This is a genomic window from Nocardioides nanhaiensis (assembly GCF_039542785.1).
Lineage (GTDB): Bacteria > Actinomycetota > Actinomycetes > Propionibacteriales > Nocardioidaceae > Nocardioides > Nocardioides nanhaiensis.
This window is the reverse complement of record NZ_BAABIM010000001.1, coordinates 1,352,321-1,367,094: the sequence shown is the minus strand read 5'-3', so window position 1 is coordinate 1,367,094 and position 14,774 is coordinate 1,352,321. Positions and strand designations below refer to the sequence as shown.

Sequence of the window (14,774 nt, the reverse complement as noted above, 5' to 3'; positions counted from 1 at the left end):
CCCCCGTATCCTCGGTCCCGTGGTGCTGGCGCTCTCCCTGCTCTGCGGCGCGCTCGTCGTCGCGGTGGCGGTGCTCACCGCCCTGCTGGTGCGCACGCAGCGCCGCCTGGAGGCCAGCAAGCAGGCCACGCTGGCCCTCGAGCGCGACCTCGCGGCCGCGCTGCGCCCACCGGCGCCGGTCAGCCCCGCCGACCGGCTGGTGCGTCGCGTCGTGCGCACGGTCGACAAGGTGCGCAGCCACGGCGTCTCGGGGCTGCTGCAGGCCTCGCTGGAGGACCTCTCGGCGTGGGCGGCCACCGAGCGCAGCGACATCCTCAACATCGCGGCGGCCGACGGCACCGTCACCCTGTTCTTCTCCGACATCGAGGACTCGACCGCGATCAACGCCAAGCTGGGCGACGCCGCCTGGGTCCGCGTGCTGGCCGGCCACGACGCCGTGGTGCGCGGTCGTGTGGAGCAGTACCGCGGCCGGGTGGTCAAGACCGCCGGCGACGGCTTCATGGTGGCCTTCCGCGACGCCGAGGCCGCCTGCCGGGCGGCCCTGAAGATCCAGAAGGACCTGCGCCGCAACCGCGACCCGCGCCTGTGGCTGAGCCCGGTCCGGGTGCGCATCGGCATCCACACCGGGCGCGTCGTCACCCGTGACGGCGACTACTTCGGCAGCAACGTCGCGATGGCGGCGCGGGTGGCCTCCCACGCACGCGGCGGCGAGGTGCTCGCCAGCACCGCCGTGCGCGACGCCCTCGACGACGACGCCGCGGTGGTGCTGCTCGAGGGCGACGAGGTCTCGCTCAAGGGTCTGCCGGGCACGCACCGGCTGTGGCGCGTGGAGCGACGTCGTCCGGCCGCGGCCCTGGGCGCCCCCGAGGAGGTGGTGGCGGATGGCGATCCCGATGCCCGGGCCTGAGGACCCCTGCCCCTGCGGCGCAGGTGCCTTCGGCGAGTGCTGTCGCCCGCTGCTGCAGCGGCAGCGCACCGCCGCGAGCCCCGAGGAGCTGATGCGCTCGCGTTTCACCGGCTACGCCGTGGGCGAGCTCGACCACGTGTTCCGCACGTGGCACCCCCGCACCCGCCCGCTCACGCTGACGCCCGACCCCGAGACACGCTGGCTGCGCCTGGAGGTGCTCGACGCCGTCGACGACGAGGTGGAGTTCCGCGCGCACCACGAGCACCTCGGCGCACCCCGGGTGCTGCACGAGCGCAGCCGCTTCGAGCAGCGACGCGGGCAGTGGGTCTACGTGGAGGCCGTGCAGGGCCAGGTGCTCAGCTGACCGTGCCCAGCAGCGGGGCCAGCGCCCGCTCGTAGCCGGCCGGGTCGACCGGGCGGTCGCTCAGCAACCGGAAGAGCGCCGCTCTCGCCAGGGCGGAGCGACCTCGGGCGTCCTCGCTCAGGTCGTCGAGGTGGCGGTGGACGTCCCGCCCCCCGGGACCGCGGACGGCCAGGTCAAGCCGGCACACGGCCTCCGCCCACAGGGCGGGGCGCCAGGCCGGCGCGACGTCGATCACGACGGGACTCCCGGCCGGGTCGAGCAGCACGTTGCCCGCCAGGTCGGCGTGCACCAGCTGGTCGTCGCCGAGCTCGGCGTGCGCCGCGCGGGAGCGCGCGAGGACCAGCCGCTCCACCAGCTCGCGAGCCGGGTGGTCGTGCACGGCCTCGCGCACGCAGTCGTCCTCGCCGAAGGCCAGCCGCTCCGCCAGCGCCCAGCGGTCCTCGCGCCGCTCGAGCCCGGCCGGCCGCACGGGCACCGCCACCGCCAGCTCGGCGTGCAGCAGTCGCCCGGTGGCCACCACGACCGAGGCGTCGTCACAGATCGTGGTGCCGGGCTCCCAGCGGCTGGCGCCCCACCCCTCCACCACCCAGGACCCGTCGCGCGCCGGGATGGGCATCGCGACGCGCAACCCGCGGCGCAGGCCCGGGCGCTCGTCCAGCTCGACGGCGAGCCGGGCCAGCAGCGGGTTGAGCCACACCGCCCCCTCCGGGTCTCGGCCGGGCGAGAGCACCAGGTCGCCCGCGCGGACGCTGCCGCCCTGGCCGCCCTCCAGGGGTTGGACGTCGGCGGGCACCGCGAACAGGTCGAGCACGTGAGGTGGGGGCACCACGGTCATGGCCCGTACCGTACGGCGCTCGGCCGGTGACGGCGCTATAGCCTCCACGGGTGACCGAGGCCCTCGACATCACCAGCCCGGGCAACCCGCGGCTCAAGGCGCTGACCGGGCTGCACCGGCGACGCAGCCGGCGCGAGGCCGGCGTCACCGTGGTGGAGGGTCACGACGAGTTGTCGCTCGCGCTCGAGGCCGGCGCCGTGCCCACCACGCTGTTCACCTGCCCCGACCTGGTGACGCCCGAGCGCGCCGGCCTCGTGGAGCAGGTGCAGGCCACCGGCGCCGAGGTGCTGCGCCTGGGCAGGGCCGCCTTCGAGCGGATCTCCTACCGCGACTCCCCCGACGGCCTGCTCGCCGTCCTGCCCGACCCCGCCCGCGCGCTGGCGGCGCTGCAGCTGCCCACCGACCCGCTGCTGCTGGTGGCCGAGGGCATCGAGAAGCCCGGCAACCTGGGCGCCATGCTGCGCACCGCGGAGGCCGCCGGGGTGGACGCCGTGGTGGCCGCCTCGCCCCTCACCGACTGGGCCAACCCCAACGTCGTCCGGGCCAGCAAGGGCACCCTGTTCGCCGTCCCCGTGGCCGACGCGCCCGCCGCCGAGGTGGTGGCCTGGCTGCGCCGGCGTCAGGTGCGCCTGGTGGTGGCCACGCCCGAGGCCGACGCGCTGGTCACCGAGGTCGACCTCACCGGCCCCGTCGCGATCGCGGTCGGCACCGAGCACGAGGGCGTCACCGAGGGCCTGCGCGACGCCGCCGACCAGCTGGTGCGACTGCCGATGGCCGGACGCGTCAACTCCCTCAACGTCGCCACCGCCGCTGCCGTCTGCGTGTACGAGGCGGTGCGGCAGCGCGGCTGAGGGGCGGCCGGGTCACACCGACAGGATCACCGATGACCCGTGGCCGAAGAGCCCCTGGTTGGCGGTGATGCCGACCCGGGCGCCCTCCACCTGGCGGCCCTCGGCCTGCCCGCGCAGCTGCCAGGTGACCTCGCAGACCTGCGCGATGGCCTGGGCGGGCACGGCCTCGCCGAAGCAGGCCAGGCCGCCGGAGGGGTTGACCGGGATCCGGCCGCCCAGGGTGGTCTCCCCCGCCCTCAGCAGCGACTCGGCCTCGCCGGGCTTGCAGAGCGCGAGGTCCTCCATCCAGTCCAGCTCGAGCGCCGTGGAGAGGTCGTAGACCTCGGCCAGGCTGACGTCCTCCGGCCCGATCCCGGCCTCCTCGTAGGCGGCGTGCGCGATCGACTCCTTGAAGGTCCGCTCGGGCGCGGCGCCGGCACCCGCGGCGTCGGTGGAGAGGTTCGGCATGTCCAGCACGGTGTTCGGGAAGGTCGGGGTGACCGTCGAGACCGCTCGCACCCGCACCGGGTTCGCGACCCCGTGGCGCAGTGCGTAATCAGCGCTGCAGACCACCACCGCCGCGGCGCCGTCGGAGGTGGCGCAGATGTCGAGCAGGTGCAGGGGGTCGCACACGACGGCGCTGCCCAGCACGTCGCCGACCCCCACCTGCTTGCGGTACCGCGCGTTCGGGTTGGCCAGGCCGTGCCGGGAGTTCTTCACCTTCACCAGCGCGAAGTCCTCGGGCGTCGCGCCGTGCAGGTCCATCCGGCGACGCGCGTACATGGCGAAGTAGGCGGGGTTGGTCATGCCCAGCAGCCGGAACCGCAGCCAGTCCGGGTCGTCCCACCGTTCGCCGGCGTTCGGGGCCAGGAACCCCTTGGGCGTGGTGTCGGCGCCCACCACCAGCGCCACCTCGGCCAGGCCGGCCATGATCCGGGCGCGGGCGGTGTCGAGGGCCTGGGCGCCGGTGGCGCACGCGGCGTAGGAGGTGGCGACCCGGGCGCCGTTCCATCCCAGCGCCTGGGCGAAGGTCGCGCCGGCGACGTAGCCGCCGTAGCCGTTGCGCACGGTCTCGCCACCCACGACCAGGTCGACGTCGGCCCACGGCACGCCGGCGTCGTCGAGCGCCGCTCGTGCCGCGTGCACGCCGTAGGTCACGAAGCTGCGCCCCCATTTGCCCCAGGGGTGCATGCCCACGCCCGCGACGACGACGTCCTCGCGCCCGCTCACCGGCTGCCCCCTGCCGCGGACCCCGTCGCCCCGAGGGCCGGGACCGGCCGCCAGCGCCACACGGTGCGCTCACCCTGGTCGTCGGTGTAGAGCGTCTCGACGACGAGCTCCACCTCGGCGCCCACCTGCAGGTCCGCGACCCCGAAGCCGCGCGCCACCTGCCCGAGCACCACGAGCCCCTCCGGGAGCTCGACGGCGGCCAGCGCGAACGGCTCGTAGGGGTCGCTCGCCGGCACGTACGGCGCCGGCGGCTGGTACTGCGCGTCGGTGTAGCTCCACACGGTGCCGCGCCGTCCCAGCTCGGTCTGCTCGAAGCGCTCGCCCGAGCACGCCGGGTTGCGGCAGAAGCCCTCGGCCGCCACGGGCGGGAAGAACACGGTGGCGCACGTGGTGCAGCGCGAGCCGAGCAGCGCGGGCTGCTCCCCCTCCGCGTGACCCTGCGTGAACCACCCCTGGATCGCGGGAACCGTCTGCACCACTGCCACCTCCGGACGACGCAAGGTCGCGTCAGAACTAGAACGTGTTCCAGATCATCGCACGTCCGACGGCGCGCCGGTACGCGGATCCGTCCTCAGAACTCCAGCAGCCGCAGCCGCTCCTCCTCGGCCCGCGCCAGCTGCTCGGTCACGCCGTTGCGGCTGCGCGCCAGGTCGTCGCCGAGCCGGTTCACCTGCCCGAGCAGGCCCTGCACGCGCGCGAGGGCGTCGCGCACGCGCGAGCGCACACCCCAGTCGCTGACGATGTTGTCGAACCAGACGTCCATCGCCCGGGTCAGCTCGGGCACCTCCAGTCGCTGTACCGGGCCGACCTCGACGTCGGAGAGCTCGCGGGCCAGGTGCACCAGCGCGCGGTCGGCGTCGCGCAACCGCGCGGTGGCCTCGTCGATGCGCTGGTACTTGAGCGCGTCGGTGAGCAGGCCCCCGCCGCCGAAGGTGTCCCAGCCCGCCCAGTCCGAGGCGCGCCCGAGGCGGTCGGCCGCGGCCGCCAGCGCCCCGTGCGCCACCCTCGCGGCCTCGAGCGCCTCCTCGTACTCGCGCAGTCGCGCCTCCAGCTCGCCACTGGCCCGTGCCACCTGGGTGAGCCGCTCGCCGGCCTCGCCCGGCACCGCGCGCAACGCCCGCTCGCGCAGCTCGCGCGCCGCGCGCTCCTGCTCGGCGACGTCGCCCAGCCCAGCCAGCTCCGCGCGCACCTCGTCGACCTGCCCCTCGGCCACGCGCAGCCGCTCGCGTGCCTCGGCGACCACCAGCTCGGCGGCCTGCGCCTCGGCCCGCTCCCGCGCCAGGTCGCTCTTGCGGCGGCCCGCCAGGGCCGCGATCACCCTGCCCATCGAGAGCGACTCCAGCTTCTCGACGTCGGCCTGCTCGGCGCCCAGCGCCGCCTCGGCCTCCCGCACGGCGCTCGCGCAGGTCCGGCCGTGCGCCTCGGCGGCACGCAACCGGTGCTCGAGGGCACGCTGGCGCTCGCTGGCCCGCTCCGCCGCACGCAGCTCCTCGATGCCGACCCCTGTGCTCACCGTTCGATCCCGGGTGATCCTGGCGGCCCGGCTCAGCCGACCGCGAGGAACGCCAGCAGGTCCTGGCGGGTCAGCACGCCGACGGGCTTGCCGTCCTCCTGCACCAGCACGGCGTCGGCCTTCTCGAGCAGCGCCACGGCCTCGCGGGGGTCCTCGGTGGAGCCGATCGTGGGCAGCGGCGGCGACATGTGGTCCTCGACCTGGTCGGTCAGCCGGGCCTGCCCGGCGTAGAGCGCGTCCAGCAGCGCCCGCTCCGAGACCGAGCCGGCCACCTCGGCCGCCACCACGGGCGGCTCGGCGCGCACCACGGGCATCTGGGAGACGGCGTACTCGCGCAGGATGTGCACGGCCTCGGCGATGGTCTCGCCGGGGTGGGTGTGCACCAGGTCGGGCAGCTGCCCGGACTTGCCGCGCAGCACCTCGCCCACCGTGCGCGTGGGCCGCTCCTGACCGGTGGCGAAGCCGTACTGCGCCAGCCAGTCGTCGTTGAAGATCTTGGTCAGGTAGCCGCGCCCGGAGTCGGGCAGCAGCACCACGACGACGGCGTCGCGACCCTCGGGGGTGCCGGCCAGCTCGTGGGCCAGCGTCCGCGCGGCGAACGCGGCCATGCCGCACGAACCGCCCACCAGCAGGGCCTCCTCGCGCGCCAGGCGTCGGGTGAACGCGAAGGAGTCGGCGTCGGAGACCTCGATGACACGGTCCGCCACGGTGCGGTCGTAGGTCTCGGGCCAGAAGTCCTCGCCCACGCCCTCCACCAGGTAGGGGCGGCCCGTGCCGCCGGAGTACACCGAGCCGGCCGGGTCGGCCCCGATCACCTGGACCCCGGGGTTCTGCTCCTTCAGGTAGCGACCGACGCCGGAGATGGTGCCGCCGGTGCCCATGCCGGTGACGAAGTGGGTGATCCGACCCTGGGTCTGCTCCCAGATCTCGGGGCCGGTGGTCTCGTAGTGCGAGCGCGGGTTGTGCTGGTTGGCGTACTGGTTGGGCTTCCAGGCGCCGGGCTGCGAGGCGAGGCGGTCCGAGACGTTGTAGTAGGAGTCCGGGTGCTCGGGCGCGACCGCCGTCGGGCAGACCACGACCTCGGCGCCGTAGGCGCGCAGCACGTTGCGCTTGTCCTCGCTCACCTTGTCGGGGCACACGAACACGCAGTGGTAGCCCTTCTGCTGGGCCACCATGGCCAGGCCGACGCCGGTGTTGCCGGAGGTGGGCTCGACGATCGTCCCGCCGGGCTGCAGCTCGCCCGAGGCCTCGGCCGCCTCGATCATCCGGGTCGCGATCCGGTCCTTCACCGAGCCGCCCGGGTTGAGGTACTCGACCTTCGCCAGCACCAGCGGCCCGCTGGCCTGCTCCCCCTCCTGACCCGTGCCCGGGAGGTCGAGCGTGCGGCCCAGGCGCACGAGCGGGGTGTTGCCGATGAGGTCGATCACGGAGTCCACGTAGTCCACGTACTGAGACTAGGCCGCGGACGGACTCCCCGCACAACCCCGGCCCCGTCGTGCCCCCCGGCCCCGCCCTAGTATCGCCGCGTGGGTGGAGCGAGTGCGGCGCGACGGCTGGCGGCCGCCGCGGCGTACGGCGGCGGCGGTCTCTCGGTGATCGGTGCCGGGCTGTACGGCGTGCTCGTCGCCGAGGCCAAGCTGGCCCGCCGCACCATCGGCGGCCCGCTCGACGACCCCACGCCCGACGCCAGCGGCTGGTACGGCCGCGGCCTCCCCGGCCCCGCCATCCGCCTGGCCCTGCTCGGCGACTCCAGCGCCGCCGGCTACGGCGTCGAGCGCGTCGAGGAGACGCCGGGTGCCCGACTGGCCACCGGCGTCGCCGTGCACGCCGACCGTCGCGTCTACCTCAAGGAGTTCTGCGTCGTCGGCGCCCAGACGTCCGCCCTGGCGGGCCAGGTCGACCGGGCGCTGATGATCGAGCCCGACGTCGCGATCATCCTGATCGGCGCCAACGACGTCACCCACGTGGTGCCGCCCTCGCAGTCGGTCGCCCATCTGGCCGAGGGCGTGCGGCGCCTGCGCGAGGCCGGCGTCGAGGTGGTGGTGGGCACCTGCCCCGACCTCGGCACCATCAAGCCCATCGCGCCGCCCCTCAAGCAGGTGGCCCGCTCGTGGTCGCGCCGGCTGGCCGCCGCGCAGACCATCGCCGTCATCGAGGAGGGTGGGCGCACCGTCTCGCTCGGCTCCATCCTGGGCCCGGAGTTCGACGCCGCCCCGGCGCTGCTCTTCGGTCCCGACCAGTTCCACCCCTCCGCGGAGGGCTACCTGCACATGAGTGCGGTGCTGATCCCCTCCGTGGTGGCCGCGGCCGGCCTCGCGCCCGACGACGAGGCGCTGCCCGAGCCCTTCCGCGGCGAGGGCGTGCTGCCCATCACCCGCGCCGCCGTCCAGGCGGTCAAGGAGCCGGGCACCGAGCTCGACGGCACCGACGTCGCCGGCGCCAAGCGCGGCCTGCGCGGACGCTGGGTCGAGCTGAGGCACCGCCGTCGTCGTCCGCAGGCCGAGGAGCAGGCCCCCGCCGAGCGCGACGAGGCCGGCCCCCACCCCGTCGCCTGATCCCCGCCCCCCTGACGAACGACGAAGGCCCCCGGATCGCTCCGGGGGCCTTCGCTGTCGTGCGGGTGCTGCGAGGGTGCTGGGGTCAGTCCTGGCTGAAGAAGGCCAGGATGCGCAGCAGGTTGGTGTAGATCCAGACCAGGCTCACGGTCATGCCGAAGGCGGCACGCCACGACTCGCGCTCGGGCAGGCCGTTGGCGATGCCCTGCTCGACGAAGTCGAAGTCCATGATCAGCATGAACACACCGAGCACCAGGCCGGCCACCGCGGTGACCATGCCCAGGCCGCTGACGCCGAAGAGGCCGATCTGCGCGCCGAAGAGGCTGAGGACCAGCTCCATGACGGAGAGGCCGATCATGCCGAACACCGCGGCGACGACGAACTTGCGGAACTTGTCGCCGACCTTGATGTTGAGCACCTTGTAGGCGGCCAGCGTGCCGGCGAAGGCGGCGAAGGTGCCGATGACGGCGCCCTGGACGACGCCGTCGCCGTACATGATGTTGAACAGCTTGGAGAGGCCACCGAGCGCGACACCCTCGAGCGCGGCGAAGCCGAGCACCAGCGCGGGGCTGATGATGCGCTTGAAGGAGTTGACCAGCGAGAGCGCGAAGGCACCCAGCGAGCCGATGGTGGCCGCCGCGATGAGGGGGCTGATGTCCTCGGGCTGGCTGAACTGGTTGACCTCGGGGGTCAGGATCCACGTGGCGAGCGCGAAGACGATGACGACGCCGAGCGACATCGCCGTCTTCTGCACGACCGTGTCGATGGTCATGGGCCCGCTGGAGGCGGGAGCGTGGGTGGGCGCGCCGTGGCCGGGCTCGCCGGTGCCCCACTGGGAGGGCTCGCCGTAGCCCGGGTAGGCCGCGCCGCCTGCGGTCTGGTTTCCGTACTGGTGGGCGCCCGCACCGCTGCGGTTGAACTCCTCCGAGCGGCGGAACACCGGGTTGTTGCTCTGCATGGTTGGTCTCTCCTTGGAGGCCGGGGTCAGCGACCGTCGCCTTGACGATCACCGTGGTGAGGCCCACCCTACCGAGCCTCGCTCATCACAACGCCGGACCCGGCCGGTTCGTTCCCGATCAGGCCCCTTCTCAGGCGGCGTTCAGGCAGGCTCGGCCAGGGGCCCGCGCGGTGGCGGGGATCGTTCCCGGCCGGGGGTCAGATCCGCTTGCGCTCGGCCAGCACCACGGCGTCGCGCACGGTCACGCGCTCGCCGTCACGGTCGATCTCGCGCGTCGGCGAATCTGCGTGCCGGATGGTCCAGGCGTCCGGGTCGAGGGCGCTGACGACGTCGTCGTGCGTGAACAGCAGATCGGGGCCGTGCGGGCGCCGCACGCCGGTGGCGATGTCGTCGGGGTGGTGCCCGACGACCAGCAACCGCCCGCCGCCGGGCTGGGCGGAGGCGCCGACCCGGTTCCAGAACTCGGCGAACTTCGGGCGAGGCACGTGCATGTAGGAGGCCGAGACCAGGTCGTACCCGCCGGGCAGCGAGCCGCCGAAGGTCATCAGGTCCAGGTGCAGCGGCGAGACCCGGTCACCCACGCCCGCCTCCGCGGCGTGCTGGACCGCCCGGCCGAGCGCGATCACCGAGACGTCCAGCGCGGTGACCCGCCAGCCCCGCTGGGCCAGCCAGACGGCGTCGGCGCCCTCGCCGGCGCCGATCTCCAGGGCGTCGCCCGGCTCGAGGTCGGCGACCTGCTCCACCAGGCGCTGGTTGGGCTCCCCGCTCCAGATGCCGCCGGACTGCCCGGACTCGTCGTAGCGGGCGTCCCACGCCTCCTGGGTGTAGAGGTGCGCCAGCTCGTCGGCGGAGTCGGTGGACCCGTCCGCGGTCGGGGACTGCTCGTCGTCGTGCATGGTCGTGTCCTACTCCTTCGTGTCGTCGTGAACGTTAGCGGCCACCAGTGCGCGGCCGATCCGCAGGAGGTGGTCGCGCAGCTCGGGCGGCTCCAGCACGACGACGTCGCTCCCCCAGCCCGCCAGGACCCGGGCGAGGTCCAGCGTGCTCGAGGCCGCCACGCGCACCCGCACGCGCTCGGGGTGGCGGTCGCGAGGCTCGCCCGCCTGCTCCTGGAGCACCTCGAGGTGACGGCCGAACTGGGTGCGCAGGACGCCGAGCCAGCGCTGCTCGGTCTCCAGCACGGCCCGGACGCCGCTGCGTCGGCGCTCGACCTCCTCGACCGTCGCGGCCCAGTCTCGCGCCAGGTCCAGGTCGGCGGGCACCTGCGCCTGCTCGTCGGTGACCTCGATCTCCTGCACCCGCTCGAGCCGGAACGTGCGTCGCCCCGCGGCGGTGCCCCCCAAGAGGTACCAGGTGCCGTCCTTCTCCACCACGCCCCAGGGGTCCACCGCACGCTCGCTGACCCGCCCCCGCGCGTCGCGGTAGTGCAGCCGCACGCGGCGACGTCGCAGCACGGCCTCGCGCCAGGCACCGAGCGCGGCCGGCTCCGCCAGCTCGTCCTCGCCGCCCCAGCGCCGCGGATCGACGACGACGGCGCGGCCGGCCGCCTCGGCCCCCTCGCGCAGCGGTGCCGGGAGGGCGCGCAGCAGCTTGCGCACCACGGTGCGCGTGGCCGGCGACCCGCCCGCGGCCGGACCCAGCAGCCACAGCAGCCCCTCGGCCTCACTGGCCGTGAGGCCGCTGAGGTCGGTGCGGGCGCCCCCGACCAGCTGCCAGCCCCCACCGCGGCCGCGCTGCGGGTAGACCGGCACCCCCGAGGCGGCCAGCGCCTCGAGGTCGCGGCGGGCGGTGGGCACCGAGACCTCCAGCTCGTCGGCCACCTCCGCGGCCGTCACCCGGCCGCGCTGCTGGAGCAGCAGCAGCGCGGCGACGAGTCGGTCTGCTCTCACCGGAGGAAATCTGCCACACAAAGTGATCACTCGGTGAGCACTTCAGGCGGCATCGTCGTGACCCGACACGCACCACCCACCCGCTCACCCACCCAGGAGGACCCGTGCTGCGCGGACTCACCACCATCACCTACGCCGTCGACTACGTCCCGGCCGCCCGCGACTGGTACGCCGAGGTGCTCGGCATCGAGGCCTACTTCGCCAAGGAGCACGAGGGTGCCCTGGCCTACGTCGAGTTCCGGGTAGGCGACCACCAGGCCGAGCTCGGCCTGCTCGACCGGCGCCACGTGCCCGACGGCGGCCCCGGCACCGCGGTCACCTACTGGGCGGTGGACGACGTGGAGGCAGCGCATGCGCGGCTGCTGGCGCTCGGCGCCACCGAGCACCTTCCCCTGACCGAGCAGGGGCCGGGCTTCGTCACCGCCTCGGTCCTCGACCCCTTCGGCAACGTGCTCGGTGTGATGTACAACGAGCACTACCTCGCGATGGTGGGTGCGCGGTGACGGGCAGTCTGGTCCGGGCGTCCGACGCCGGTGCCTGGCGCACCTGGCTGCTCGCCCACGCCACGACCGAGCCCGAGGCCTGGCTGGTGCTGGAGCACCGCGACAGCCCCCGCCCCGGCATCGGCATGGTCGAGGCGGTCGAGCACGCGCTGTGCGTCGGCTGGATCGACTCCACGCGGCGCCGCCACGACGAGCACGCCTCGGTGATGCGCTTCTCGCCGCGCCGCCGGCGCAGCACGTGGAGCGCCAGCAACCGCGAGCGCGTCGCACGGCTGACCGCGGCCGGACTGATGACGCCGGCCGGGCTCGGCGCCGTCGAGCGCGCCCGGGCGCTGGGCACCTGGGACCCGACCCCGACGGGCACCGTGGGGTGATCAGCGCCGCGAGCTGGCGAACAGGTGCCACTCCCGGGCCACCCAGAGCGCGCCGCCCACCGCGGCCGAGAGCGCGACGAGGCCCATCCAGCCCGCGACGTAGAACGCCGTGAGCACGACTCCGCAGCTCGTCAGGAACAGCACGGTGCCGAAGACCACGGCCATCACGACCGGGACGGGGTGGGGGCGCACGGCGCCATCCTGCCCGACCGAGGGCCGGTGCGGTTGCCTACGGAACCAACGGCCGGGTGAACGGCATCGAGTCGAGCAGCTGCTCGCGGGTGCCGGTGACCTCGTAGGCCCGCTGGTCGACAGCCAGGCGCGGCAGGTCGACGCCGGTACGCAGGCGCAGGCACTCCGCGGGGACGCTGAAGACCATCCGGCGGTTCTCCCTGCCCTCCACCGGCACGGCGCGCGTGCGGCAGGCCACGGTCCGGGCCGGACCCAGCGCCGTGAAGCGGGCCGTCCGGACGACCACGTACCGGCCCGAGGTGCCGTCGGTGCGCCAGGTGATCGTGAAGGTCGGTCCCTTCCGGCCCGGCTCGCGCACCCGCAGCAGGTGCTTGTCGTACGGCGTCGAGAAGTAGGTGAGCACCCTCATCCCCTCGGGGGAACGGTCCACCTTCATCAGCCGCAGACCGCTGTAGTAGGAGTCGTCGCGGACGACGTCGCCGTCGGCCGAGGCCGGCGCGGCGAGGGCCAGCGGCAGCAGCAGGGCGACCACGAGCAGCAGGGCGCGCACCCCCCGACGCGTCGAGTCGGTCGAGTCAGGCGAGTGGGTCGGGGTTCCCGAGCGGTGCGGCATGTCGTCTCCGGTCAGTCGGTGTGGCACGTCGTCGGGTGTGACGCTCCGAGCGGCCACCTGGTTCGCGGTTCGGCCCGGCGGTTCCCCCGGTGGTGCCCCCGGTGGGACTCGAACCCACACTGCAGCGCTTTTAAGGCGCCTTCCTCTGCCGTTGGGATACGGGGGCCGGCACTAAAGGTAGGTCTTGCGGGCGTGGATGGCGTGGGCACCCGCCACCCGGTCGACGAACAGGAAGCCCTCGCAGTGGTCGATCTCGTGCTGGAGCGCGCGCGCCTCGAAGGCGTCGGTCGTGACCGTCACCTCCTCGCCGCTGCCGGGCAGCGCCCCGCGCACGGTCAGGCGGCTGGCGCGCTTCACGTCGCCGGTCAGGTCGGGCACGCTCATGCAGCCCTCGCGGGCCCGCTCGTTGCGCGAGGCCTCGACCACGACCGCGTTGCAGAGCACGAAGGTGCCGTGCTGCGTGCGGGTCTTGGGGTGCTCGGTGACGTCGACGCAGAACACGTGGGCCGCCACGCCCACCTGGGGCGCGGCGAGCCCGACGCAGCCGGGGCTGACCCGCATCGTGGCGACCAGGTCGGCGGCCAGCTGCAGCACCGCGGGATCGGTGGGGTCCACGTGGGGCGACGGCGTGGAGAGCACCTCCGCGGGTGCGCGGACGACCGGCAGCACCCGACCCGCGGGCAGCACCTCCAGCGCCGCCGAGAGAGCGCTGCTCACAGCTCGTCGGGCTCGGCCGCTCGCAGCGTCGCGCGGACGCCGAGCTGTCCGGCGGCGTCGTCGACCGCCGACTGCAGCGACGCCGCGCCGCCGTCGGCCGGCAGGTCGATCTCCGCCACCAGGAGGTAGAGACCGCCGGCCAAACGGGTGGTGAGGTCGGTGACGTTGCCGCCGACTCCCGCCACGGCGGCCATGACACCCGAGACGATGCCGGAGCGGTCACCTCCGTGCACGGTGAGCACCCAGGCGCTCCCCCGCGGCGGCACCCGGTCCTCGACCGGCACGGCGCGCACCGCGACCGACAGCGTGCCGTCGGTCTCCAGCGGTTGCAGCGCCGCGGCGATGGCGTGCTCCTCGGCGTCCCCGGCGCAGAGCAGCATCATCGAGAAGTGCCCGCGCAGCAGCGTCATCGTGGAGTCCTCGATGTTGAGGCCCAGCCCGGCCAGCTGCTCGGTGGTCTCGGCGATGATGCCGGGGCGGTCGTGCCCCAGGACGGTGATGGCGTGCAGGCTCACGGCACCATCCTCGCACTCTCCCGCCCCGGTCAGCCGCGGGCGGGCAGCAGGCAGAAGTGGTTGCCGGAGCCGTCGGCGTACATCCGCCACGGCACCTCGGACTCCCAGGCCGGGTGCTCGCGCCGTCCACCACGTGCCAGCACCCCCTCCTCGACCTCGTCCCAGAGATCACCGCTCTCCAGTCGCAGGTCCAGGTGCAGCCGGTTCTTGCCGGCGGCCGGCTCCTGCTCCGGGCACAGCTCGAGCAGCGGGCCGCGCCGCGACGGAGCCCGCAGGGACCGCGGCGCGTAGCCCTCGACGTCCTCCCACCCGGTGAGCCAGCGCCACAGCTCGGCGTCGGCGTCCGGGTCGGCGGAGTCCAAGGGCAGGGCGGCGATCGGCCCGGTGTCCGTGTAGGCCTCGCGCTCCTCCATCACGCAGAACGGGTTTCCCTCGGGGTCCGCGAGCACCACCCACGGCACCCCGTCGCCCGCGTGCTGGCCGATGTCGAGGTGGCGGGCGCCCAGCCCCAGCAGGCGATCCACGACCGCGGCCTGCTGTGCGGCCTCACTCCCCAGCAGGTCCAGGTGCAGGCGCAGCGGCTCGCTCGGCGGCAGGGGCACCCTCTGCAGGCACAGGTCCAGCCCCAGCCCACCACCCAGGTCGAGGTGCGTCTCGAAGCCGGCCGGCTCGTCGGTCAGCCGCTCCCCGCCCAGCGCCGCCTCCCAGAAGCGGCCCAGACGCCCCGGGTCCACGGCGTCGAGGACGATGTTCTCCAGGTACACGCGACTCACCGTAGT

19 protein-coding genes and 1 tRNA gene are annotated in these 14,774 nt (G+C 74.4%); 6 read left to right on the top strand and 14 right to left on the bottom strand.

Annotated features, from left to right (window positions below):
- Positions 1–19 precede the first annotated feature (19 nt).
- Together ABD948_RS06505 and ABD948_RS06500 are read left to right on the top strand one after the other, a co-directional pair.
- The gene (locus tag ABD948_RS06505; RefSeq protein ID WP_345263843.1) at positions 20–907 is read left to right on the top strand and encodes an adenylate/guanylate cyclase domain-containing protein; all 888 of its coding nucleotides are present in this window, start codon (positions 20–22) and stop codon (positions 905–907) included.
- Complete coding sequence (locus tag ABD948_RS06500; RefSeq protein ID WP_345263841.1) at positions 882–1,271, top strand: YchJ family protein; 390 nt, start codon at positions 882–884, stop codon at positions 1,269–1,271. Before ABD948_RS06505 ends, ABD948_RS06500 begins: the two co-directional genes overlap by 26 nt.
- Here the strand turns inward: ABD948_RS06500 and ABD948_RS06495 are convergent.
- Positions 1,264–2,106, bottom strand: a complete 843-nt coding sequence (locus ABD948_RS06495) for a hypothetical protein (protein WP_345263839.1) — start codon at positions 2,104–2,106, stop codon at positions 1,264–1,266. The genes ABD948_RS06500 and ABD948_RS06495 overlap by 8 nt on opposite strands.
- Before the next feature lie 50 nt (positions 2,107–2,156).
- On the opposite strand from ABD948_RS06495, the gene ABD948_RS06490 reads away from it, so the two are divergent.
- Complete coding sequence (locus tag ABD948_RS06490) at positions 2,157–2,957, top strand: TrmH family RNA methyltransferase (protein ID WP_345263837.1); 801 nt, start codon at positions 2,157–2,159, stop codon at positions 2,955–2,957.
- A 12-nt stretch (positions 2,958–2,969) separates the two neighbouring features.
- Here ABD948_RS06490 and ABD948_RS06485 read toward each other — a convergent pair whose 3' ends face one another.
- The 4 genes from ABD948_RS06485 to ABD948_RS06470 all read right to left on the bottom strand — a co-directional run bounded on the left by ABD948_RS06485 (position 2,970) and on the right by ABD948_RS06470 (position 7,124).
- Complete coding sequence (locus ABD948_RS06485; RefSeq protein WP_345263835.1) at positions 2,970–4,166, bottom strand: lipid-transfer protein; 1,197 nt, start codon at positions 4,164–4,166, stop codon at positions 2,970–2,972.
- Positions 4,163–4,642 (bottom strand): Zn-ribbon domain-containing OB-fold protein, encoded by a 480-nt coding sequence (locus ABD948_RS06480; protein ID WP_345263833.1) that lies wholly within the window; start codon positions 4,640–4,642, stop codon positions 4,163–4,165. Before ABD948_RS06480 ends, ABD948_RS06485 begins: the two co-directional genes overlap by 4 nt.
- A gap of 95 nt (positions 4,643–4,737) precedes the next feature.
- On the bottom strand, positions 4,738–5,679 hold the full coding sequence (locus ABD948_RS06475) for a coiled-coil domain-containing protein (protein WP_345263831.1): 942 nt from the start codon (positions 5,677–5,679) through the stop codon (positions 4,738–4,740).
- Positions 5,680–5,711: 32 nt separating this feature from the next.
- The gene (locus ABD948_RS06470; RefSeq protein WP_345263830.1) at positions 5,712–7,124 is read right to left on the bottom strand and encodes a cystathionine beta-synthase; all 1,413 of its coding nucleotides are present in this window, start codon (positions 7,122–7,124) and stop codon (positions 5,712–5,714) included.
- An 81-nt stretch (positions 7,125–7,205) separates the two neighbouring features.
- Here ABD948_RS06470 and ABD948_RS06465 point away from each other — a divergent pair, with 81 nt between their 5' ends.
- Complete coding sequence (locus tag ABD948_RS06465; protein ID WP_345263828.1) at positions 7,206–8,234, top strand: SGNH/GDSL hydrolase family protein; 1,029 nt, start codon at positions 7,206–7,208, stop codon at positions 8,232–8,234.
- A gap of 85 nt (positions 8,235–8,319) precedes the next feature.
- On the opposite strand, the gene ABD948_RS06460 is transcribed toward ABD948_RS06465, so the two are convergent.
- The 3 genes from ABD948_RS06460 to ABD948_RS06450 form a co-directional block, all read right to left on the bottom strand.
- Positions 8,320–9,192 (bottom strand): Bax inhibitor-1/YccA family protein, encoded by an 873-nt coding sequence (locus ABD948_RS06460; RefSeq protein ID WP_345263826.1) that lies wholly within the window; start codon positions 9,190–9,192, stop codon positions 8,320–8,322.
- A 197-nt stretch (positions 9,193–9,389) separates the two neighbouring features.
- Positions 9,390–10,088, bottom strand: coding sequence for an SAM-dependent methyltransferase (locus ABD948_RS06455; RefSeq protein WP_345263824.1), 699 nt, complete (start codon positions 10,086–10,088; stop codon positions 9,390–9,392).
- A 9-nt stretch (positions 10,089–10,097) separates the two neighbouring features.
- On the bottom strand, positions 10,098–11,081 hold the full coding sequence (locus tag ABD948_RS06450; protein ID WP_345263822.1) for a helix-turn-helix transcriptional regulator: 984 nt from the start codon (positions 11,079–11,081) through the stop codon (positions 10,098–10,100).
- Between the two features lie 104 nt (positions 11,082–11,185).
- Between ABD948_RS06450 and ABD948_RS06445 the strand changes: the two genes are divergently transcribed.
- The gene (locus ABD948_RS06445; RefSeq protein WP_345263820.1) at positions 11,186–11,584 is read left to right on the top strand and encodes a VOC family protein; all 399 of its coding nucleotides are present in this window, start codon (positions 11,186–11,188) and stop codon (positions 11,582–11,584) included.
- Complete coding sequence (locus ABD948_RS06440) at positions 11,581–11,958, top strand: YdeI/OmpD-associated family protein (protein WP_345263818.1); 378 nt, start codon at positions 11,581–11,583, stop codon at positions 11,956–11,958. The genes ABD948_RS06445 and ABD948_RS06440 overlap by 4 nt, the downstream gene beginning before the upstream one ends.
- On the opposite strand, the gene ABD948_RS06435 is transcribed toward ABD948_RS06440, so the two are convergent.
- The 6 genes from ABD948_RS06435 to ABD948_RS06410 all read right to left on the bottom strand — a co-directional run bounded on the left by ABD948_RS06435 (position 11,959) and on the right by ABD948_RS06410 (position 14,759).
- Positions 11,959–12,150 carry a hypothetical protein gene (locus ABD948_RS06435; protein ID WP_345263816.1) on the bottom strand — a complete coding sequence of 64 codons (192 nt, stop codon included), beginning with the start codon at positions 12,148–12,150 and terminating at the stop codon, positions 11,959–11,961. It lies immediately after the preceding gene.
- Positions 12,151–12,187: 37 nt separating this feature from the next.
- A complete protein-coding gene (locus ABD948_RS06430; RefSeq protein ID WP_345263814.1) occupies positions 12,188–12,700 on the bottom strand; it encodes a hypothetical protein in 513 nt (170 codons plus the stop codon).
- Between the two features lie 153 nt (positions 12,701–12,853).
- Positions 12,854–12,929 (bottom strand) — tRNA-Leu (locus tag ABD948_RS06425).
- A gap of 5 nt (positions 12,930–12,934) precedes the next feature.
- On the bottom strand, positions 12,935–13,480 hold the full coding sequence (gene def / locus ABD948_RS06420; protein ID WP_345263812.1) for a peptide deformylase: 546 nt from the start codon (positions 13,478–13,480) through the stop codon (positions 12,935–12,937).
- A complete protein-coding gene (locus ABD948_RS06415) occupies positions 13,477–13,995 on the bottom strand; it encodes a glycine cleavage system transcriptional repressor (RefSeq protein ID WP_345263810.1) in 519 nt (172 codons plus the stop codon). The genes def and ABD948_RS06415 overlap by 4 nt, the downstream gene beginning before the upstream one ends.
- Before the next feature lie 29 nt (positions 13,996–14,024).
- On the bottom strand, positions 14,025–14,759 hold the full coding sequence (locus ABD948_RS06410) for a VOC family protein (protein ID WP_345263808.1): 735 nt from the start codon (positions 14,757–14,759) through the stop codon (positions 14,025–14,027).
- Positions 14,760–14,774 lie beyond the last annotated feature (15 nt).